The organism is Exiguobacterium sp. s50, from assembly GCF_018618175.1.
GTDB lineage: Bacteria > Bacillota > Bacilli > Exiguobacteriales > Exiguobacteriaceae > Exiguobacterium > Exiguobacterium chiriqhucha.
Window position 1 is genome coordinate 119,330 of record NZ_JACSLP010000008.1, and the last position, 20,539, is coordinate 139,868.

The 20,539-nt window shown below is 43.1% G+C and carries 19 protein-coding genes and 3 pseudogenes; 16 read left to right on the plus strand and 6 right to left on the minus strand.

Going from position 1 to position 20,539, the window contains the following annotated elements:
- Nucleotides 1–39: 39 nt before the first annotated feature.
- A complete protein-coding gene (locus KNP68_RS12320; protein WP_131490821.1) occupies nt 40–765 on the plus strand; it encodes a transposase in 726 nt (241 codons plus the stop codon).
- The gene (locus KNP68_RS12325) at nt 762–1,217 is read left to right on the plus strand and encodes a transposase (protein ID WP_214799756.1); all 456 of its coding nucleotides are present in this window, start codon (nt 762–764) and stop codon (nt 1,215–1,217) included. Before KNP68_RS12320 ends, KNP68_RS12325 begins: the two co-directional genes overlap by 4 nt.
- A 54-nt stretch (nt 1,218–1,271) precedes the next feature.
- On the opposite strand, the gene KNP68_RS12330 is transcribed toward KNP68_RS12325, so the two are convergent.
- The 4 genes and pseudogenes from KNP68_RS12330 to KNP68_RS12345 all read right to left on the minus strand — a co-directional run.
- Nucleotides 1,272–1,751, minus strand: coding sequence for a TVP38/TMEM64 family protein (locus tag KNP68_RS12330; protein ID WP_125318013.1), 480 nt, complete (start codon nt 1,749–1,751; stop codon nt 1,272–1,274).
- A 143-nt stretch (nt 1,752–1,894) separates the two neighbouring features.
- On the minus strand, nt 1,895–3,055 hold the full coding sequence (locus KNP68_RS12335) for a D-alanyl-D-alanine carboxypeptidase family protein (protein ID WP_029595523.1): 1,161 nt from the start codon (nt 3,053–3,055) through the stop codon (nt 1,895–1,897).
- A 25-nt stretch (nt 3,056–3,080) separates the two neighbouring features.
- Nucleotides 3,081–4,532 (minus strand): UDP-N-acetylmuramoyl-L-alanyl-D-glutamate--2,6-diaminopimelate ligase, encoded by a 1,452-nt coding sequence (locus tag KNP68_RS12340; protein ID WP_029595522.1) that lies wholly within the window; start codon nt 4,530–4,532, stop codon nt 3,081–3,083.
- A 199-nt stretch (nt 4,533–4,731) separates the two neighbouring features.
- Nucleotides 4,732–5,157 (minus strand): annotated as a pseudogene (locus KNP68_RS12345) (YdhK family protein); the annotation flags it as partial.
- Between the two features lie 230 nt (nt 5,158–5,387).
- Here KNP68_RS12345 and KNP68_RS12350 point away from each other — a divergent pair.
- The 5 genes and pseudogenes from KNP68_RS12350 (at nt 5,388) to KNP68_RS12370 (ending at nt 10,068) form a co-directional block, all read left to right on the plus strand.
- Nucleotides 5,388–6,095, plus strand: coding sequence for a cytochrome c biogenesis CcdA family protein (locus KNP68_RS12350; RefSeq protein WP_029595520.1), 708 nt, complete (start codon nt 5,388–5,390; stop codon nt 6,093–6,095).
- Nucleotides 6,096–6,133: 38 nt separating this feature from the next.
- Nucleotides 6,134–6,678 (plus strand): annotated as a pseudogene (resA, locus tag KNP68_RS12355) (thiol-disulfide oxidoreductase ResA).
- Nucleotides 6,679–7,001: 323 nt separating this feature from the next.
- Entirely contained in the window at nt 7,002–7,910 is a 909-nt protein-coding gene (locus KNP68_RS12360) for a F510_1955 family glycosylhydrolase (protein WP_029595519.1), read from the plus strand.
- Nucleotides 7,911–8,009: 99 nt separating this feature from the next.
- Nucleotides 8,010–9,413 carry a sensor histidine kinase gene (locus KNP68_RS12365; protein ID WP_029595518.1) on the plus strand — a complete coding sequence of 468 codons (1,404 nt, stop codon included), beginning with the start codon at nt 8,010–8,012 and terminating at the stop codon, nt 9,411–9,413.
- Nucleotides 9,391–10,068 (plus strand): response regulator transcription factor, encoded by a 678-nt coding sequence (locus KNP68_RS12370; protein ID WP_029595517.1) that lies wholly within the window; start codon nt 9,391–9,393, stop codon nt 10,066–10,068. Before KNP68_RS12365 ends, KNP68_RS12370 begins: the two co-directional genes overlap by 23 nt.
- Nucleotides 10,069–10,127: 59 nt before the next feature.
- On the opposite strand, the gene KNP68_RS12375 is transcribed toward KNP68_RS12370, so the two are convergent.
- Nucleotides 10,128–10,460, minus strand: coding sequence for a four-helix bundle copper-binding protein (locus KNP68_RS12375; protein ID WP_084158420.1), 333 nt, complete (start codon nt 10,458–10,460; stop codon nt 10,128–10,130).
- A gap of 272 nt (nt 10,461–10,732) precedes the next feature.
- Between KNP68_RS12375 and copZ the strand changes: the two genes are divergently transcribed.
- The 3 genes from copZ (at nt 10,733) to KNP68_RS12390 (ending at nt 14,520) form a co-directional block, all read left to right on the plus strand.
- Nucleotides 10,733–10,936 (plus strand): copper chaperone CopZ, encoded by a 204-nt coding sequence (gene copZ / locus KNP68_RS12380; RefSeq protein WP_029336157.1) that lies wholly within the window; start codon nt 10,733–10,735, stop codon nt 10,934–10,936.
- A 137-nt stretch (nt 10,937–11,073) separates the two neighbouring features.
- Nucleotides 11,074–13,212 carry a heavy metal translocating P-type ATPase gene (locus KNP68_RS12385; RefSeq protein ID WP_029595516.1) on the plus strand — a complete coding sequence of 713 codons (2,139 nt, stop codon included), beginning with the start codon at nt 11,074–11,076 and terminating at the stop codon, nt 13,210–13,212.
- Between the two features lie 348 nt (nt 13,213–13,560).
- Complete coding sequence (locus tag KNP68_RS12390; protein ID WP_114167461.1) at nt 13,561–14,520, plus strand: IS30 family transposase; 960 nt, start codon at nt 13,561–13,563, stop codon at nt 14,518–14,520.
- Between the two features lie 96 nt (nt 14,521–14,616).
- Here the strand turns inward: KNP68_RS12390 and KNP68_RS12395 are convergent, their stop codons facing one another.
- Nucleotides 14,617–14,958: a YolD-like family protein gene (locus KNP68_RS12395; RefSeq protein WP_029595514.1), complete on the minus strand. Its 342-nt coding sequence runs from the start codon at nt 14,956–14,958 to the stop codon at nt 14,617–14,619.
- A gap of 371 nt (nt 14,959–15,329) precedes the next feature.
- On the opposite strand from KNP68_RS12395, the gene KNP68_RS12400 reads away from it, so the two are divergent.
- The 6 genes and pseudogenes from KNP68_RS12400 to KNP68_RS12425 form a co-directional block, all read left to right on the plus strand.
- Nucleotides 15,330–15,656 (plus strand): JAB domain-containing protein, encoded by a 327-nt coding sequence (locus KNP68_RS12400; RefSeq protein ID WP_214799758.1) that lies wholly within the window; start codon nt 15,330–15,332, stop codon nt 15,654–15,656.
- Between the two features lie 66 nt (nt 15,657–15,722).
- Nucleotides 15,723–16,802 (plus strand): tyrosine-type recombinase/integrase, encoded by a 1,080-nt coding sequence (locus tag KNP68_RS12405; protein ID WP_214799760.1) that lies wholly within the window; start codon nt 15,723–15,725, stop codon nt 16,800–16,802.
- Between the two features lies 1 nt (nt 16,803).
- Nucleotides 16,804–17,118, plus strand: coding sequence for a helix-turn-helix domain-containing protein (locus KNP68_RS12410; RefSeq protein ID WP_214799762.1), 315 nt, complete (start codon nt 16,804–16,806; stop codon nt 17,116–17,118).
- Nucleotides 17,119–17,129: 11 nt separating this feature from the next.
- Nucleotides 17,130–18,473: a site-specific integrase gene (locus KNP68_RS12415; RefSeq protein ID WP_214799764.1), complete on the plus strand. Its 1,344-nt coding sequence runs from the start codon at nt 17,130–17,132 to the stop codon at nt 18,471–18,473.
- Nucleotides 18,474–18,910: 437 nt separating this feature from the next.
- Nucleotides 18,911–19,714: a lincosamide nucleotidyltransferase Lnu(G) gene (lnu(G), locus tag KNP68_RS12420; protein WP_214799766.1), complete on the plus strand. Its 804-nt coding sequence runs from the start codon at nt 18,911–18,913 to the stop codon at nt 19,712–19,714.
- A 142-nt stretch (nt 19,715–19,856) separates the two neighbouring features.
- Nucleotides 19,857–20,021: pseudogene (locus KNP68_RS12425) on the plus strand (JAB domain-containing protein); the annotation flags it as partial.
- Between the last annotated feature and the right edge of the window lie 518 nt (nt 20,022–20,539).

Below are 20,539 nucleotides of genomic sequence, written 5' to 3' on the forward strand. Positions count from 1 at the left end.
TAATTGTTGCTTAGACAAACCACGATTGGAGTTTTCGCTTTGTCCCAACAGTTTATCAAATTACTTCTTCCACTTCCAGACCTTTTTCAGATTCAGATGTCTTCAGACGAAGAACCAAACGTTTTTCCGGTCATCCCGGATCGACATGACATCCCTTGTCCGCTGTGCCAGAGAAAGACCATCCTGCATTCGAAAAAGCGGCGTCGCTTTCGACACGGTCATGCGTGGAACGTCGGTGTACTCTGGATCGAACTGGATGTCCCACGTCAAAGATGCACCTCTTGTGATTTGACGTTCGTGTATGACTACGGTCTCGGGCTCGTCAGCACTTCCACCGAGGTGTTCCGGAAAGGCATCGCAAAACGTTGCCACGGACTGACAATCTCAGATGTCGCACGCGAGTACAGCCTCCCTTATACGACGGTGGAGCGCTGGTTCTATCAGTACGCTTCGGTGGAGACGATGGAGCGTGCAACGCATGTCCTGGTCGACGAGTTCGCCACGAGAAAGGGGCACCACTATGCGACGATTGTCCTCGATGCCAAGAGTGGCCAGCTTCTGTCCATTGTCCCGGGCCGGGACGTGGCAGCCATCTCGGCAGCACTTCAAGGCGTATCCGGGGATGTCCGTTCTGTCGTCAGTGATTTTGCACCGGCGATGGCGAAGGCCATCAACCATGTCTTCCCGGAGGCAGAACATGTGCTGGACCGGTTCCACCTCGTCCAGTTCGTCACGGACGCCCTTCGCCGACGGCGTCGTTTTTGAACGAGGCAAGACGCCATCACCACGTTCGCGTGATCGATCGTTCGCTCGCGCGTCGCCCGGAAACGCTGACTGGGGAAGACCGGGAGGTCGCCCGTTCCTGTATGCAGGAAGATCCATTCATTCGGAACCTCTATCAAGGGCTCCAGCATATCCGGTATGTGCTGAAGGCGACGTGCGAGATACAGTTGCAACGGCGGCTCACAGACTGGTTGGACCGTTATCAGTTCCATCCGTGCGGGCCCCTGGCGAAGATCGCGAAAGCAATCCGGGTCCGGGAGCAAGCGATGCGCCAGACAATCGTGTCAAGGCTGTCGAACGGGAAGATGGAAGGGACGAACAACAAGATCAAGCTCATCAAACGCCGTGGCTATGGCTATCGAAACCTCGAGCGATTCTTTTTAAGATTGCGCCTCGAGATCGGTCGTCAAAATAGCAACCACGAGTTATGGTGATGAGCCAGAAAAAGAGGATGAATTTATCGAAGTTTTCTCAAACAGGGGGTAAAATTACAAAGAATTTTTTCTTTTGTTCTTTGCCCAGATCACTAGAAACGATAGAAAGATCAAAATAAATAAGCCGTACTGATAACCGGGATGTATGGATTCTACAAGGCCATAAACAACAGCCACTTCAAGAGAAACGGCCGGAATTTTACCGATGGTGCTGGCAATAATGAATAAGCCACCTGGAATGGGCGTCAAGGCCGCCCCTGCTGTTACCAGACCTGATGGGACAAAAGGAATTAAGCGCAGCAAGATGATTGCCCAGAAGACGCGGCTTATTGAAGAACTCTGGATGTACCTCCAGAACGGCCGCTTTAACCACTTTGGATTAACTTTTGAAAACCCATATCGATATAGGTAAAATCCGACGATAGCGCCAAAAATCTCCCCCGACAAAGAAAGGATGACGCCAATGGTTAACCCTAAAGAACTGATATTGAGAGACGTGAGCAAAAAGCTTGGGAAAAAGCCAACTGCACCCATACTTATGTTGAAAATGAGAAGCAGCAGAAATTCTAAAACGGGGAACTGAGTGTTTATGGTATAATCCGCCTCCTGCGCTGTTTAAAAAATTGATGGTATATAAAAGTTCAGTTGAATGAAATTTTAAGATAGAGAAGTGCGTTCTATATCCGCTTTTTTCGAATTCGGTAATACACTAATCCTGAAAAGCCAACGACGAGGAGGAACAAATAGATTGAACTTAAAATCCCAGGTGGGAAAAATGTGCGAACGTCTTCAGAATTAGAAGGAAGGTTTGTCTCAGAAGCACTGACAACGGGAAACTGATAAGAAGACAAAAGAGTGCCATCCTGATCAGTAATCCTTAATAGTCCATCTTCTTTTACAGCGATTGTCACTTGCTCATCTGTTTGGTGTGTATAAAAGAAATCGCCTGGCGTAATGTATTCCACATCACCGGCAAAAAAGCTGCTTTCTTTCGGAATGCTCACTGTTTTAAAATTTTCAAATCCAAAATCCAAAAGTTGAATAGTGTCAGCATAAGCTTCTGCCTCTGTGTCGCTTTTTAAGGTGACGACAATTAAATTCAGGTTTTCTCTTTTGGCTGTCGTGGCCAGCGTGACGCCTGCTTCTGGCACAAACCCGGTTTTACCACCCGTAACGCCTTCATAAGGTTTTTCCCTTAATAGTTTGTGGTGGGTATAAAGCGTGGTATCCCAGGATTCACCGTTCCAGGGCAGTTCTTTTGTTCCAAATATTTTCATGAATTCATCGTTCTTCATCGCATATCGGGTTAACTTCGCTAAATCTTCGGCTGTCGTAACATGCTCGGGATCAAAAAGACCGTGGGGATTTTCGAAGTTCGTATTCCGCAGGCCAATTACATCTTCTAAATATAAATTCATATCAGCAGAAAATAACTCAACGCTGCCGCTGATGTGTTCAGCAATGGCGACGCCGGCATCATTTCCAGAGTTGACTAAGAGGCCCAGCAACAGTTTTTCTAAAGTCACTTGTTCTCCCTCTTCCAAATAAACACGGGTGCCTTCCGTATTGCGTGCTTTTTTACTGATGGTTACAATATCATTTAATTTTCTGTTTTCAATTGCATAAATGGCTGTGGCAATTTTTGTTAGGCTGGCAGGATACATCTGCGACTGTGCATTTTTTTCATAGAGGATTTCTCCAGTCGTTGCTTCCATGACAATAGCTGCTTCACTGGATACGTTTGGCAGGGAAGGGTCATCAGTTTTACTGAAAACGGACGAAACGATTAAAGTGTTGATCATGATTAAAATGGTTGAAACAACACTTAGTTTTTTCATAACTACTCCCTCCTGAGTGATTATTTTAGTTCTGCTTTATTATATAATTGACGGTTTCCCGGTCCGAATCAGTCGGTAAATGAAAGGTTTGCTGGTATTTCTCGTGTCCTTTACCGGTAATCACAATCCAGTCGCCTTCCTTGCTTTCATGGATTGCTTGCTGAATGGCGAGTGTACGGTCTGGAACGATGCTGCCTTTTGAGTTGCCGTATGTTTCATTTAGTTGGTTTAAAACTTCCAGCATATCTCCTGGAGAAACATTGTTCAGGTCGTCCAACGTTAAAATGTAGCGGTCACTCATTTCAGCAGATATGGATAGCATGTGCTTTCTCTTGCTGGCATCTCGATTTCCACGAAAGCCGAAAATATGGGTTATTCGTTGGGCCCCTTGTGATTTTGCAGTTTCCAGGCAGTAAGAGATGGCATCCGGAGTATGGGCATAATCCACAATAACGATCGAGCCCTTGGCCAGTTTCGTGACCTCAAAGCGTCCATCGACTCCCTTGAAATGGTGAATGGAGTTTAAGAGCTTTTCTTTGGGGATACCCAGCAACAATGATGTTCCGTAGGCCATTAAGGTGTTATACATATTGTGCATTCCGGTCATGGCAGCGACCATTTGATACGTTTCGTTACTTTCAATCACCCGCATAGTGGAGGACAGTGAATGAAATTTTGCAACACGCAGGTTGCATTCAGTGGATGTGCCAATTGCATAAATCGGTTTTCCCTTTGTTTGCAGGATTCCACAGAGCTTTCGTCCCCACTCATTATCTGTATTCACTACAGCAATCCCATGTTCTTTCATCTGATTGAACATTGTAAGCTTCGCCTGAAAATATTCTTCCATGGAACTGTGATAATCCAGGTGTTCATGGTGAAGATTGAGGAACAAGCCGTAATCAAATTCAATGCCTTCTAACCGATACTGGGCCAGTCCATGAGAAGAAACTTCCATAATGACGACCTCATCCTGACTGAGGGTCAACAGTTTATGGAGAGCGAGTGAATTTGGTGTGGTGTTCGAGCTTTTCATTTTTTCGCCATTGATAATATTTTGGTTGGTACCGATGACAGAACAACTCATACCGTTGCTTTCCAGAAAGTGCTGGAGCATATAGCTCGTCGTCGTTTTTCCGTTGGTGCCCGTAATTCCAATCATTATTTTCTGGTCAGATGGACGGCCATAAAAATTCCTGGCCAGGATGCCAAGCGCTTTCCGGCTATTTTCCACCTGTAAATAAGGGACACCTAACCGGGTAATTCCTTGTTCTCCGATGACAAGGGCTGCCCCTTTTTCAATTGCCTGGTCAATAAACCCGTGACCATCAATTTCAAATCCTTTAATAGCAACAAACACAAAACCTTTTGCCACATCGCTTGAGTTATCGGCAATCCCCTTGATGTCTAATTCTAATATTCTGGAATCTAATCGGGAAATCAGACCGGATTCGTTCAAAAGCTGATTTGTTTTCATAGATTTGGTGACCTCTCTAAAACTATTTAAATTTGATTTATTCTATTATAAAAATGTTGAAAAAATGTGCAGAATTTATACGGGAAGCCTAACTACTAAAACTTAATGTTTTTGTAATACAAACGAAATCGAATCCTTTATGAACCATTACAGATAAAAACCCGGGATCTTGTTGACAAGATCCCGGGTTTTGGCGCTTTTATTCGGGTGACAGTTCGCTTTCAGTCACCCATTTATGATTGGTGACTTCCTCGCCTCCGGTGGTCGGGACGAAATCAACCATATAGACGGTCGTTTCTTCGGTAGAATCAACCGTAGCCGTTGCGCCGTCCATTCCCTCCATATGGTCAGCGGCAATGGCCGCTTCATCGCCCGTTTCCAATGGTTCATCACCTGGATTTTCCAATTCTGCGTGAATCACCCATTTGTGATTTTCAACCGGCTCGCCTCCGTCCGTCGCCGTATAGGTCACTGCATAGGCGGTTGTATCATAAGCCCCGACAATTGTGGCTTCAGCACCTTTCATGCCTTCCATATGATCGGTTTCAATAATCGCCTGGCTTCCAACTTCAAAGGTTGGATTTTCGGCTTCCTGCAAATCATCCGGGACTTCACCTGAACCGGAATAGAAGAAACTGCACAGAAAATCAAGAATTAATCGGTAAACTGGATTGGTTGACGTCTTCTGGAACGGTTAAGCAAGCACGGGGAAGTAGAAGTTAAGAGAGGGGCTGTATTTAATTTTACATACCTTGAAATTCCCCGAGTCTTATATAGAAAATTTCATTTGATTCCTTAAGGGATACAAAAATGATAAAGAAGAGGATTCAACTTACTGTAATAGGAGGTGTACAAGTGGCGGAAATTAGTTTGTATCTTGCGTTTGGCGCAGGGCTTTTATCATTTATCTCTCCATGCTCCCTTCCTTTGTATCCGGCTTTTTTATCCTACCTTACTGGAGTTTCAGTCAATGAGTTAAAGACGGGCAAGGGAATGATGAGGAGCACGGCTTTGATTCATACGGTTCTATTTTTGATAGGTTTCTCCATCATTTTTTTAGCGTTGGGCTTGTCGACTTCGCTTATCGGAAACTTCTTCTTGGAATATCAAGTTCTTCTACGTCAATTGGGCGCTATTTTGATGGTGTTTTTTGGCTTGGTCCTAACCGGTATTCTGAAATTCGACTTCCTGCTGTCGGATAAGAAATTACAGTTCCAGAAAAGGCCCTCCGGATACGCGGGTTCTGTTCTGATCGGCATTGGCTTTGCAGCTGGATGGACCCCGTGTACCGGTCCCATACTTGCAGGAGTTATTGCACTCGGAGTAGCGGATCCGGACAGTGGCTTACTCTATATGCTGTTTTACGTTCTGGGATTTTCCATTCCTTTTCTCTTGATGTCGTTTTTTATTGAGAAAATGACTTTCTTGAAGAAGAAGAGCGCTCTTTTCATGTCAATAGGAGGAGCATTAATGATTCTGATGGGCGTTTTACTTTACTTTGACATGCTGACAGAAATCATCGCTTTTTTATCGCAATTTACGGGTGGATTTACAGGGTTTTAATGGACTCAACCCATCATCTAGGAAGGACGTGACAGTGTATGGCTGCTAAAAAGGATAAAAAGAGAAATCGCTTGATTATGAGGACAAGTATTTGTTCATTCTGGTTGTCGCTATTGCATTTACCATCTACAACGGATTAACAAAAGAGAAAAACGAATTGCTGCAAGTTGGAGATTCGGCACCCGATTTTGCGTTGACGGATTTGAACGAGGAACGGCATCAGCTGTCTGAGTACAAAGGGCAGGGGGTGTTCGTGAACTTTTGGGGTACTTGGTGCAAACCGTGCGAAAAAGAGTTCCCGCTGATGGAAAAGCAGTACCAGGTATACAAGGATCAAGGTGTGGAGATACTCGCTGTCAATATTGCGCAATCCGATTATGAAGTGAGACAATTTGCTGAACAGCGAAATTTAACGTTCCCGATTGTTATCGATAAGGACAAAAGTGTTATGGAAGCTTATAATATCCGTCCATTGCCGACTACTCTGTTAGTCAATCAAGAGGGCAAAATCGAGAAAATTATTACGGGTGAAATGTCCGAAGAGGATATCGCGAGTTATATGGAACAGATCAAACCGTGCTGATACCTCTGAATTTCCCAAGCATAATGCGGGCCACGTTATTTTGAAAAATGCTGCAAAGAAAAAACGAGAAAAAAACATTTCTTTAAAGTGGACTAACCGAAAGAAAAGAAATGTCAGGTGTAGAAAATTTATAAATAGAAATCAGGCAAAGATCCTCCACCGGACCGATTGGAAGGATTATTCCTTTTGGGTCAATTGTAGAGGGAATGGATTACCTGTTTTGAAATCAAGATATCTGCACAAAAAGTCGAAACTTTTTCGTTAAACTTTAAGAATGTTATACTTATAAAAAATAAAAAATGACATATTCGGAGGGCATCTACATGAAAAAAAAGAGAATAGGAACGGCAGTGCTGTCGGCTTTTCTTTTGCTGGCAGGCTGCAGCAATGATACAACGGATTCATTTGAAGTGCCGTTTGAAGGGGAACTGAACCATGTTCATGGGATGGGTTATGCAGGAAATGAGAACGGACTGTATTTTGCCTCGCATACCGGGCTGAAAATTTACCGGGAAGAGGGCTGGTTCGAAACGGCGGATAATTTTCATGATTATATGGGCTTTAATGCAACAAATGAAGGATTTATTACGTCGGGCCACCCAAGTGCAGACTCAGAATTACCCAATCCCCTAGGGATACAGCGAAGCATCGACAGCGGTAAATCGATTGAAGAGATTGCATTTCAAGGAGAAACGGATTTTCATGCCATGGCGGTGGGATATAACAGTAACGACATTTTCCTAATCAATCCGGCCAAGAATTCCCTATTGGAAGCCGGCGTATATAAAAGCGGTGATGAAGGCGAATCATGGAAAACTGTGAAGGCTGAAGGGCTGGAAGGCGAAGTGACTTCGCTCGCTCTTCACCCGGCTGACTCAAACTTCGTCGCTGCAGCTACGGCTGCAGGGATTTATTTCTCACGGGATGGCGGAGAAAATTTTAAAGCCATTACAGACGGAAGTGAAACAGGCACAGCGGTGCATTTCACCGAAGACCATTTGTACTTCGGAAGCTACGGGACAGCGGCGGCTCTGGTGAAGTATACTATGGAAAATGAAGAACTCGAGCCGGTGGATACACCGGACCTTTCACAAGATGCCGTCGCTTTTATTGCACAAAACCCGATGGATGGAATGGAACTGGCGATCTACACATTTGAAGGCAATGCCTACTTGTCGGAAGACGGATTACAGACCTGGAAAACGCTGCTGGAAGAGGGAAAAACCAAGTAGAAACCAGCTAGCCGTTTGAAAGACGAACCGAATCCAACAGCTTTCGGCAGCAGTCTTTGTCTTGATTGCTGCTAACCAATCGACTTAAAGAGGGATGCCATGTTAAACAGGCTTGCATTGAAAATAGGTTTGCTGTTTTTTGTGTTTATTATCATCATTGAATCGGTTTTGTTTCTAACCCTGTACGTTACTTTTGTCAATGAACGGGTGGATGAAGTCATGACCAACCTGCTTGCAAGAGGGAACACCCACAGCGAAGTATTGGAAGACAGTTTTGAACCGGCGACATTGAACCATGTGGCGTTGATGGAATCGGCCTCCGATTTCATCGTCATCATCACGGATGCAGATGGCAACGAATTGACCCATTCCGATCTGATTGAACCTGAAATGAGGGAAGTGTTGGAACACACCGATTTTGATGAGGTTCTGCAGGGAGGGAAGGTCGTGGAAGAGCGATGGGACAAAAAAGAGTTTATTGCGACGGACAGCCCAATCACCATTGAAGGAGAACATAGAGGCCACGTGTTCATGTTTGCGGAAACCAATCATATCAAAGGGATGGTCAGTCATTTGCGAAACCAATTCCTGATTGTTGGCCTGATTGCTGTCGGGTTGACCGTCATCACAATTTTTCTGCTATCCCGATTGATTACGTTGCCGTTGATTCGGATGAAAGAAGCGACGGAACAGTTAAGCGAAGGGCACCACGAGGTCAGCCTGAATATTGGCCGAAACGATGAGTTGGGAGAGCTGGCGAAAGCCATCACTGCTCTATCCAGTGACTTGGAACATTTAAAAAATGAGCGGAATGAATTTTTGGCGAGTATTTCGCACGAGTTGCGGACGCCGTTGACCTATATCAAAGGATATGCCGATATCGCGAGCCGGCCGGATGCATCCGAGGAAGAGAAAAAGGAATACATTGGCATCATCCGGGAAGAGACGGCCCATTTGACGGAATTGATCCGGCAGCTGTTTGAGCTGGCTCAGATGGATCATAACCAGTTCGCCATTCAAAAAGAGGAATTTTCACTGGAGATGCTTTTTGCATCCGTCGTTGCCTTGGTTCGGCCAGCTTTTGACGAGAAACAGATTTCATTGGCTGTCCATTGTGAACATGAGATTGTCGCCTTCATTGATCCCGAACGTTTTCAGCAGGTATTGCTGAATGTCTTGGACAACGCCCGCAAGCATTCTCCTGAAGGAACACAAGTGGTATTACAGGGAGTCCAAGATAAAGGTACCATCACCATAAGCATCCGTGATGAAGGAGAGGGCATACCGGAAAAAAATCTTCCTTTTGTCTTTGAACGATTGTATCGGGTCGATAAATCCAGATCCAGACAGTACGGAGGAAGCGGTCTTGGCCTGGCGATTGCGAAAGAAATCGTCGAATCGCACGGTGGTCTCATGACGCTTCAAAGTGAGTACGGACAAGGGACAACCGTCCTGATAGAATTGAAAAGGGGGGATTCGCTTGCAGAAAGTGCTGTTGGTTGATGATGAACAACGAATGCTGGATTTAGTGGCTTTATATTTGAAGCCGCATCAGTACCTCTGTAAAAAAGCACTGGGAGCTCATGAAGCCCTCGACTATTTGGAATCGGAACCTTTCGATCTCGTCTTACTGGATATCATGATGCCGGAAATGGATGGCTGGGAACTGTGCCGCGAAATCCGGAAATTTTCGGATGTGCCAATCATTATGCTGACGGCGCGGGAACAACAGGAGGATATTGTTAAGGGATTGAATATCGGGGCGGATGATTACATCACAAAGCCGTTTAATGAAGATGAGTTGCTGGCCCGGATGGGGGCGCTGCTTCGCAGGAGAACTCCGAAAAATACCATTGAAGTGGACGGTTTGGTGTGGGACGAAGACCGGTTTGAACTTACGTACGGCAAACATATCATCAAATTGACGCCAAAAGAATTTCTGATGGTGGGCCATCTGATGAAGAATGCCGACAAAGTGTTTACGAGGGAGCAGCTGATCCAGTTAATTTGGGGATTCGACTCAGAGACGGAAGGGCGGACCATCGATTCGCATGTGCGAAATGTTCGGGAAAAAATCCGCCAGTCCGGTTTTCCGGTCGATGATCATTTTCTCACGGTTTGGGGAATCGGCTACAAATGGATCCATGAAGCAGAATGATGCTTGATAAAAGAAAAGGTCCGTCGGAAAATATTTCCGACGGGCCTTTTTGAGTAAGGTTATGCGGCGTTACGGCAAGCTTCTGCACATCTACGGCAAGCTTCCGCACAGCGTCTGCAATGTTCATGATGATCGGCGTGCTTCTCACATTCCTCTGCGCAAGCTTCGCAAATGGTTGCGCAAACGGCTGCCAGTTCGGAAACGAACGGTGAATTGTGAGTAATGGCATGTTCCAAAAATGCACACATGTCCGCGCATTCCCGGTCTAATCGAATGCACTGTGCTAGCATCTTCACATCATCTTCCTGCAGACAAGCGTCAAAACAATGGTTACATTCCGCTGCACAATCATGTAATGCCCGAATCAATTCCTGATGTTGTTCATGAGCCATGTTAAAACCTCCATTTCTTATTTTTGTTTCATTTACTTGATTTCCCTCTCCTTTCCAAACTAAACAGAAATACCGAAACTCCATAGAAACTGCACATTTTATAGACAAGTAATCAAATATTAAAATCAATGGTGCGGTTTTTTTGGGGGGTCATTGTGAACTTCTAAATTAGAGTCATGGAAACAGCGATAAAGTAAAATGATACTAAACACTTGATATACCCTATCGGGGTATGTTAAGTTTAAGGAAATATTACTTTAGGAGGAATAATAATGATTGAAACATTAAAAGTACAAGGTATGTCCTGCGGCCACTGTGCAAACTCGGTTGAAACGGGCGTCGGTGAACTCGAAGGGATTTCATCTGTGACAGTTGATCTTAAAAAAGGCGAAGTGGCAGTAGACTATGATACTGCCAAGACATCATTAAACGAAATTCAGAAAGCGATTGAAGAACAAGGGTATGACGTCGTATAAGGGTGCTTTCACAGCACACTTTACTTTTAAATGAAATATACCCTCGCGTGGTATATTCGGCAAGAACTTTGTGAATGTTAAGAATGTAAATAGGGTTAAATAGGATAAGAACCACTAGTTTGGAGGAGGCGCACTGAATGGCTAAAAATGATAAAGACCATCACCACCATCAAGACGAACAGGTAGATCACAGTAAAATGGATCATTCCAAACATGTTGGGCATTCGTACCATGAAGACCAAGTGAAAGAAGGCATTCAAGACGACAGCAATCCTGCCAAAATTCATGATGATCATGCCCATCACAATCATGGTGGCCACGATCATAGTGACCATGGACATCACCATCATGGGAATTTCAAAGAAATTTTCCTGAAGTCGCTGCCCTTGGGCATTGTCATTCTATTATTGTCGCCGATGATGGACGTTCGGCTTCCTTTCCAATTTACTTTTCCATACTCGGATATTGTGGTCGCTGTATTAGCAACTATCTTATTGGTTTATGGCGGAAAACCCTTCTATCAAGGTGCAATCGCTGAATTTAAGGAAAAAGCACCGGGCATGATGGCCCTTATTTCATTAGGGATATCCGTTTCCTATTTGTACAGCATTTACGCCGTGCTGGCACGCTACGTAACCGGCGATCACATCATGGATTTCTTCTTTGAATTCGCGTCCTTGCTGTTGATCATGCTCCTTGGACACTGGATCGAAATGAAGGCTATCGGAGAAGCAGGAGACGCGCAAAAATCGCTCGCCGAATTGGTGCCGAAAGATGCACATGTGGTATTGGAAGATGATTCGATCGAGACGCGTCCCGTAAATGAGCTGAAAGTCGGAGACCTTGTACGGGTTCAGGCCGGAGAAAACGTCCCTGCCGATGGCATCATCAAAAGAGGCACCTCGCGGATCAATGAAGCTTTGCTGACGGGGGAATCTAAACCCATTGAAAAAGGAGCCGGAGACAAAGTGATCGGCGGTTCCACGAACGGTGCAGGCATCATATATCTTGAAGTACAGGAAACCGGCGACCAATCGTTCATTTCCCAAGTACAAACCCTGATAAGCCAGGCGCAGGATCAACCTTCAAGAGCTGAAAATCTGGCTCAAAAAGTAGCCGGCTGGCTGTTTTATATCGCCATTGCGGCGGCTTTCCTCGCTTTTGTCGTTTGGCTGTACATTGCTGACATTCAAACCGCTGTTCTTTTTACGGTTACGACATTAGTCATTGCATGTCCACACGCTCTCGGCCTTGCCATTCCGCTGGTTATTGCACGAAGCACCAGTTTAGGTGCAAGCCGCGGGCTGTTGGTGAAAGACCGCGAAGCATTGGAGCTGGCAACTAAGGCTGATGTAATGATACTGGATAAAACGGGTACATTGACTACTGGCGAATTTAAAGTTTTGAACATGGAAACACTGGATGGTCAACATACCGAAGCCGAAATCGCGGCGTTAATGGCAGGGATTGAAGGCGGGTCCAGCCACCCAATCGCCCAGTCAATCGTCCAATACGCTGAGAAACAAGGGATTCAGCCTGTCCACTTTGATTCGATTGATGTTGTGTCGGGTGCGGGTATAGAAGGAAACGCCAATGGCCGCAAATACGAATTGATCAGCCAAAAGGCACTTGGAAGAGATGTAGCGGTGGATGTTCCCAAAGGGGCAACATTAAGTATACTAGTTGAGGACGGGAATCCGATCGGTACGGTCGCATTAGGCGATGAATTGAAAGAAACGAGCAGAACGCTGATACAGGCATTGAAGCATTACAATATAAAACCGATTATGGCTACAGGTGACAATGAAACGGCGGCCCAAGGAGTAGCAGAGGAACTGGGCATTGAATACAGAGCCAATCAATCACCGCAAGATAAATATGGTTTAGTGGAATCACTGAAAAATAATGGACAAACGGTTATCATGGTCGGCGATGGCGTCAACGATGCACCATCCCTTGCAATAGCAGACGTTGGGATAGCAGTCGGTGCCGGAACTCAAGTCGCCATCGATTCCGCTGATGTGATTTTGACTCAGTCGGATCCAGGCGATATTGAATCCTTTATCGAATTGGCCAATAAAACAACCAGTAAAATGAAACAGAACCTCGTGTGGGGAGCCGGTTATAACTTTATTGCCATTCCCATAGCGGCGGGTGTTCTAGCCTCCATTGGGATTACGTTGGCTCCTGCCGCAGGAGCAGTTCTGATGTCCGTGTCCACGGTTATCGTGGCTATCAATGCGATGACATTGAAACTAAGAAATAGAGCTGTTTAACACCGTGTTTAATTGTCGTACACGAAAAGTGCTGCCTCCCAAAAGTTGAATTTTCTTTAACCTTGGGGGCACAGTTTTGTATTAGGTTAAAGTCAAACGGAGGTTTGAAGACTTTGGATAATTAAATATATTTTTATAGTTAACATATGAGATATTATCGGAAGAGAGGAAGCCCAAAAGCTTCTTCTCTTTTCTACTTAAATTCAATTAACACAAAAAAGTTTTCAAAAATTGATCATTCATTCATTAATCGCCGATTGTAAAATTAAGCTAGACAATTGAAAAAGCCATTCGTGGTACACTCACAATGTATTTTCCGACCAAAGAAAAACATAGGAGTGATCACGAATGACCTACACCCATCTTACCACGGATGAACTGGTGATGATAGAATCCTACCACCGCCAAAATATACCTGTAGCGATCATTGCTAAGTTGATGAACCGTTCCAGGCAGCCAATCTACAACGTCATCAATTTCCTGAAATCAGGACATACAGCGCTCGACTTCTACACGCAATACAAGAAAAATAAGAAACGCTGCGGCCGGCGGAAGATTGTCCTGCCGAAGAAACAAGTGGCCTATGTTCAAGACAAGGTGGCGCAGGGCTGGACGCCGGATGTCATTGTCGGCCGGGCAGAAACGGCCATCGATTGTTCCGCGCGCACCATCTATCGCATGTTCAAAAATCAGGTCTTTGACGCCGCCACGCTGCCGATGAAAGGAAAACGGAAACCCAATGGACACCAGGAACGCCGGGGAAAACAGGCGTTCAAACGCCATATTTCCGAACGGGAAGCCGACAACCCGTCGTTCAAAAAAGAGTTCGGGCATATCGAAGGCGACACCATTGTGGGTGCCCGCCACAAAAGTGCGGTGATCACGCTGGTCGAACGGCTGACGAAAGTCATCATCGCCCTGAAGCCTGCAGGACGCAAGGCTTGCGATATTGAAACTGCGTTGAACCAGTGGTTCCAAGGGGTCCCGAGAAATCTGTTCAAATCCATCACGTTTGATTGCGGCAAGGAATTCTCCAATTGGAAACCGTTGTGCAACCGGCACGACGTCTCGATTTACTTTGCGGATCCCGGCACGCCTTCTCAGCGCGCCTTGAATGAAAACTCCAACGGGCTCCTGCGGAAAGACGGCTTGGCAAAGGAAATGGACTTCAACCAGGTGGATCAAACATTCATTTCGTCGGTGGCCGACAAGCGGAATAACATCCCAAGAAAGTCACTGAATTACCGCACACCGTTGGAGGCATTTTTGAGTCACCTGAATGGAGTCGATCTGTCTAGCTTAAATTGACAAACGGAATGATTTAAAGATATCAGTGTACTGCAACTTTTAACTGATACATCTATAAAAGCAGCAAAGGATTTTTCGTCAGCAACCGCCAGGGCGTTAGTCTATCGATTGTTCGACGTGAATGATTGCCTCGAACGGCACATGGATGATCCCTTCCCTTTGATTGGCCAGCTCGACGGTCCGCTCCATGTAGTTCGTCCGGTGCACGAATCCTCTGAATCGTTTCATCTCCCGCTTCTCCACATATTTTACCTCTACCAAATCTCCGCTGAAGATCGCGTCGTTCAGCACATTCTCATAGACCGATAGGACCTGTTCATCGATATCTGGCATCTCAATTTTTTGAATCTCTTTATAGTATTTCGTCAGTAGCGCCTTGTGCTCGGGCATGAGGAATGGGATCCATTTCAATTCGCCCCGATCGCGATACATCGTCATAATAATTACCCCTCTCAATAAAACGAACGTTTGTTCTTATTTTATACCCGATTTGTCCCGTTTGAACAGCCTTTTTCGTGATTGGTAATCCGTGCGTCCTGTTTCCGTACTCTAGCTCGCTGGTCTTCGGTGCAAGGGACGTCAAAAAAATGACGCGCCCTCCGGCCCGTCTTCCTTCGCTTTAGGCTCAAAGCGAGGCTTTTCGCTCGTTGGCTACGGAAGCCTGTCCCTCCGTTTGCTCTACGCATTTTTTTGAGGCTCTCCCTGCGGTCGCCCTTGCACCGTCTCCCGACGCTCGCTTCGTTCCCGTCAACAGGACGCACAACGGTGTTCGTTCTGAGCTCGGCTTATCCGAAAGGGGACAAACCATCATGGAACTTACATCCATCATCGAGGTCATTCGTATCAAACAAGAGATTCGCGAGGAGATGGTCGCTCTCGAGCACGCCATCATCCAATCACCGGACAGTGCCCGACAAATCGGTTCCTCGTTCATCGGGGACGACGACCGTGAAGTGTTCCTCGTCATCATGCTCAACACAAAGAACCGGGTCATCGGCGTCCACCGGGCACACGTCGGGAGCGTCAACTCGAGTGTCGTCCACCCACGGGAGGTCTTCAAATGCGCCATCTTGAACAACGCCTCGTGCCTCATCGTCTGTCATCAGCACCGGAGAATGAGCAAGTTGCCCGTTTAATAATCATATGTTATATTAGGTAACAGCTAAATAAATTAGGTAATACCTAAAAAGAGGGGTTATTAAATGGGGAAATATCCTTTTCTGTCGGTTATTAGCAATACACAAGAAGAATTATCTTATCCTACATATGAAGAATCTAGAGAATACCAAGCGAAATTAATGGGGTTATGGGAACAGCAACAACGTGTTTTAGGTTATACAGAGAGTACAATCGCTCTTGGAATAAATTGTTTAAATGAATTTTTAGATGTCTCCAATAAGTTTATATGGGAAGTTGATATGTTAGATGCAGATCAATTTTATTTAGGTTTAGTTGGAAGAGGATTAGCTTATTCAACAAGGAGGAAGTATCAATCCACTATATCAAGCTTTCTAGAATATCTAAAGACCAGACATGGACATGAGATATGGGAAAAATACAGAGTTCAAGTTCCTAACTTATTCGATAAATTTAATCGTTACTATCACAGAAAAGATGATCATAATGGCAAGGTAATACCACCGAGACCTGAAATATTAGAAAGGTTTTGGGATGGATTGAAGCATGAAATGAAAACTGCAAGAAAATATTCTACTATCGCCAGGGATTATACAATTTTTAGAATGCTCGAGCTAACAGGTTTAAGAACCCACGAAATAATCATGATGGATGTAAAAGATTGCCGATTTGATTTAGGTGAAAAAGGAAAAATACATGTACGGTTTGGAAAAGGATCTAAAGGGTCAGGATACAAGCGTAGATGGGTACCAATGTTAGATAGTGTAGATTTACTTATAAAATGGTACTTGGAAGGAGTAAGACCTCTGTTCGTTTCTAATACAGAAGGTGCCTTATTTTTATCAGAAAGTGCTACAAGATTGAGTAAGCATACAGCACGAAGAAGTTTAACGAGAAGGCAAAAGAAAATGGGCTTTACAGAAGAGGAAATATTTAGTCCTCATCAGTTGCGTCATTCATTTGCAACACGACAAACAGAACTTGGTGTAGATTTATTGACCCTTAAGGAACTGTTAGGACACGCTGATGTTGCCACTACATTTAATTATTCTAATCCTGGTTCAGATCATTTAGAAAAAAGGGTGAGAATGGCACAGGAGAAGTGGAAAAACCAATTATTAAATTTTAGTAAAGAAGGTGAATGACATGGCAATTGAGTGGAGACTAAGAAAAGTCATGGCAGAAAAGGGGGTTTGGTCTGGTGCGGAATTAGGGAGATTATTAGAAGATAAGGCAGCTTATAAGCTTTCTCCGCCTTCTATAAGTGCCCTTATCACTGGTGAACCAAAACAAGTAAAGGCTCAAACAATGGATGCATTATGCACTGCTCTTGAATGTACACCAAATGATATATGGAAACATACTCCTACACCTGTTAATAGACTTGAAAAACCAACCAATACCGAGCTGAAAAAGGTTGTTAATGAAGTGAATTCTAATGATAAATTACCACCAATTTAGGAGAAGATAGAATGAGCAATTTTATTTGTAATCGGTGTGGGGGACAACTAAACAAATCAGAAATTAATAAAAAAGCTACAATTTGTCACTGGTGCTATTCTAAAGCACGTGTGGAAAGAATACAGACAGCTGAATTCTTAAATACGAATTTTGAGAAAACATGGAGTGCAAAATTATTTAATAAATATGTCCTGTATTTAAAAGAGATTGATATTAGTGTAGAAACGATTCGTAAGCACAGTGGTAAAGTTTTAAAGATTTTTCAAATAGCAGAAAAGGAATTTATCAAGCCTTCCGATATTACGGAAAATTGGTTATTAAATATTCTAGAAAAAAATAAGAGTGTTAAAACTGTTAAATCAAGTTTATTCAACTTTTTATTAAAAGAAGGTTTTCTTACTTTTAATGAAGACCAAGATCTTCTCTCAAGTATAACAAGGTTAATAGAAACAATCCCGAATGGATTTAAGCGTCTATTGGAAGTGTATTTTAATGAACGGTTGGAATTAAGAAAGAGGCAATTAAAGTTTCAAGCAAGAACTCCATTATCTTTGTTAACCGTAAAGACGGATATGGAAATTTTTGTGAGATTAGTCCGTTGGCTTCAGGAGAATAAAAGCCATCTTACATCATGGGATACTGTACAGCAAGAGGATATACATACATTTCTCCTTACTTTAACACCTAAACATCGCGAAATTGTAAGAAAGGATTTATTAGTGCTATTCAAATTAGCTCGAAGAAAAAGAATTATAACGCATATACCGATTTTAGATATTAAGTCTAGAGAATTACCTCCAACAATTGAGCCTTTAACCTTTGAGGAACAAATTAAAGTAGCCAAAATAATAAAAAGTAATCTTTTTGAACAACCTTTAGAATGTTTACTAAGCTCTTTCTGTTTTTATCATGGTTTATCTTCAAAGATGATTAAAGAAATTAAACTCACAGATTTAGACATAGATAGAAAGGTGATTCATTTTAAGGATAGACCGCCGGTCTATTTATCAGAAGACGAGATAATTTTGATAAATGAATATGCAAAATTAAGAACGAATATCAAAAATGCAAATAATAAAACACATTTAATAATAAGCTCTAACTCAGCAATGATTTATGAGGATAAACCTGTTAATAACCGTTTCATATTGAGAAAGGTAAAGGATTTATCTGGTTTTACTCCTAAGGCTTTGAGGATTACTTGTTTTAATGTAATAGCAAGTAATTTTGGCCCTCAGCTACTTGTAGAAGGGTTTGGTATATCTTTGACGCAAGCATCAAGATATGGAAAATTAGAGGATTATCTTATCGAAGAACAAATACAATCTGGAAGAGAATTTTTACATGGTCAGTAAATTCAAGTAGATGGCTCTGAAAAGTAATATAATAATGGAGACTAGTTTCACATCACCTTTTATTGAATGATTATAAAAGTTTGTGATAAAGTCTACTTAAACTAACGGGGCAGATAGTTTAAGTGTATTTCTTCACAACAACTTGTACTTTGATCTTTGAAGTGTTAAAATTAATATACTATTAATCGAAAGGAGAGATGGGTGGACAATGAAGAACTAATCTAATTTTTAACAATTGAAATAGTATATTTCATTTTAAAAACTTAGGATTAGTCTGCCCATTTTTCTATATACTAAATAAATGTAAGACTGAATAGCTAAAAAGGCTAAATAGTTTTATTTGAGTATCGTAAAAAGTTACATGACTAATCCTTCCAACATTATTTGGGAGGATTTTTTATTCTCCCTGAATCAAAATAAAGAAAGAAGGAATCGAATTGTTAAAACAAAAGGAACTAATGACAAGGGTTAAGGAACTTGTCCAGTCAGATGAACGAATATCTGCTTGTATGATGTATGGCTCTTTTACAAAAGGAGAGGGAGATCAATACTCTGATATAGAATATTATGTTTTTCTAAAAGATGATACAATTTCCACCTTTGATTCAGCAAAATGGCTAAATGAAGTCGCTTCCTACACTTTACTCTATCAAAATGAGTACGGTACGGAAGTAGTTATTTTTGAAAATCTAATACGTGGTGAATTTCATTTCCTTTCTGAAAACGAAATGAATATTATTCCTTCATTCAAAGAATCAGGCTACATTCCTGACACAAAAGCAATGTATATATATGATGAAACAGGACAATTAGAATTGTATTTATCAGAGTTGGAAGGTCCGGGACCAAATAGACTTACAGAAGAAAACGCAAATTTTTTATTGAATAATTTTTCCAATCTATGGTTAATGGGGATTAATGTTCTTAAAAGAGGGGAAAATGCACGTTCTCTGGAACTTTTATCTCAATTACAAAAAAATATACTACAACTTATTCGAATTTCGGAAGAAAATGCCGATAATTGGTTTAATATGACAAAGAATCTTGAAAAAGAAATTAGTCCTGAAAACTATGAAAAGTTTAAAAAGACTGCTGCCCGATTAAATGAATTAGAACTATATGAAGCCTATAAGAACTCTTTGCTTCTCGTTATGGAACTTCGAAATCTCGTTGAAAAACAGTATCAGTTAACCGTCAGCAATGATTTTTTCGAAAAACTGTTACATTATATGAATGAATAGGAAAAAAACTTATTGTGCTATCGGGTGCTTTTAGTTGAAGAACAGATAATTGATTTAATAAAAAAGAATCCCTTTGGTATTAAATAATCAAAAGGGATTCTTTTTTATTAGGCAATACCGAACTTATATAAAATAACATGATCATTTCCACCCGAGCGGGGACCCGACGCCGAGCCGGGAGGACATCCTCGTCTCCGAACGGTTACATGAGGCGGGGGACCTCATCGGCATCCCGGTGCTCGACCATCTCATCCTCGGAGCGGACGAGTCGTACGTCAGCATGAAACAGCGAGGTTACATGGGTTGAACGGAATGGAGTGGGGCCGGGGGACCGGTCCCGGTCCGTCCGGTAAGGACAAGGAAGAAAAACGTACGTTTTTCTTTGACTGGATGGGCGACTCGCGTTGCTCTCGCCTGGATCCATAGAGCGGGATCCGGAAAAGGGTCGTTTTCGCATGACGAAAACGCGATGGTTCGTGTGTGAAGGTTGGACGTTGTTTTGGTCTGTCTCGTAAGAAGACTATTTGATGAAATGACAGAAGTGAAAACACGGTTTGTTTATTGAAAATGAGCATGTTTTCTAAACAAGCCCTAGGGCTTACGTGAAATTAGGCGAGATGTTGTCTGCTTGGATGCGAGGTATCATGAGGCTATCAACAGGAGAGGAAGATTCAGATGGACAGTTACCAACTAGATCAACAGACGATGGACGAGATGACGGAGGTATTGCTTCGACTGTATTTTGCAATACAAATGTGCACAATAATGCAACGAAAAGTACAGAACTTTGCCAGCTGGGTTTTAGTGTTTCGACAACGCATGCGT

Bases quoted from the DNA above. Each gene is read 5' to 3' on its own strand.
- KNP68_RS12330 (WP_125318013.1), bottom strand. From the start codon at position 1,751: ATGGGTGCAGTTGGCTTTTTCCCAAGCTTTTTGCTCACGTCTCTCAAT.
- KNP68_RS12335 (WP_029595523.1), bottom strand. From the start codon at position 3,055: ATGAAAAAACTAAGTGTTGTTTCAACCATTTTAATCATGATCAACACT.
- KNP68_RS12340 (WP_029595522.1), bottom strand. From the start codon at position 4,532: ATGAAAACAAATCAGCTTTTGAACGAATCCGGTCTGATTTCCCGATTA.
- KNP68_RS12360 (WP_029595519.1), top strand. From the start codon at position 7,002: ATGAAAAAAAAGAGAATAGGAACGGCAGTGCTGTCGGCTTTTCTTTTG.
- KNP68_RS12365 (WP_029595518.1), top strand. From the start codon at position 8,010: ATGTTAAACAGGCTTGCATTGAAAATAGGTTTGCTGTTTTTTGTGTTT.
- KNP68_RS12375 (WP_084158420.1), bottom strand. From the start codon at position 10,460: ATGGCTCATGAACAACATCAGGAATTGATTCGGGCATTACATGATTGT.
- copZ (WP_029336157.1), top strand. From the start codon at position 10,733: ATGATTGAAACATTAAAAGTACAAGGTATGTCCTGCGGCCACTGTGCA.
- KNP68_RS12385 (WP_029595516.1), top strand. From the start codon at position 11,074: ATGGCTAAAAATGATAAAGACCATCACCACCATCAAGACGAACAGGTA.
- KNP68_RS12390 (WP_114167461.1), top strand. From the start codon at position 13,561: ATGACCTACACCCATCTTACCACGGATGAACTGGTGATGATAGAATCC.
- KNP68_RS12395 (WP_029595514.1), bottom strand. From the start codon at position 14,958: ATGACGATGTATCGCGATCGGGGCGAATTGAAATGGATCCCATTCCTC.
- KNP68_RS12400 (WP_214799758.1), top strand. From the start codon at position 15,330: ATGGAACTTACATCCATCATCGAGGTCATTCGTATCAAACAAGAGATT.
- KNP68_RS12405 (WP_214799760.1), top strand. From the start codon at position 15,723: ATGGGGAAATATCCTTTTCTGTCGGTTATTAGCAATACACAAGAAGAA.
- KNP68_RS12410 (WP_214799762.1), top strand. From the start codon at position 16,804: ATGGCAATTGAGTGGAGACTAAGAAAAGTCATGGCAGAAAAGGGGGTT.
- KNP68_RS12415 (WP_214799764.1), top strand. From the start codon at position 17,130: ATGAGCAATTTTATTTGTAATCGGTGTGGGGGACAACTAAACAAATCA.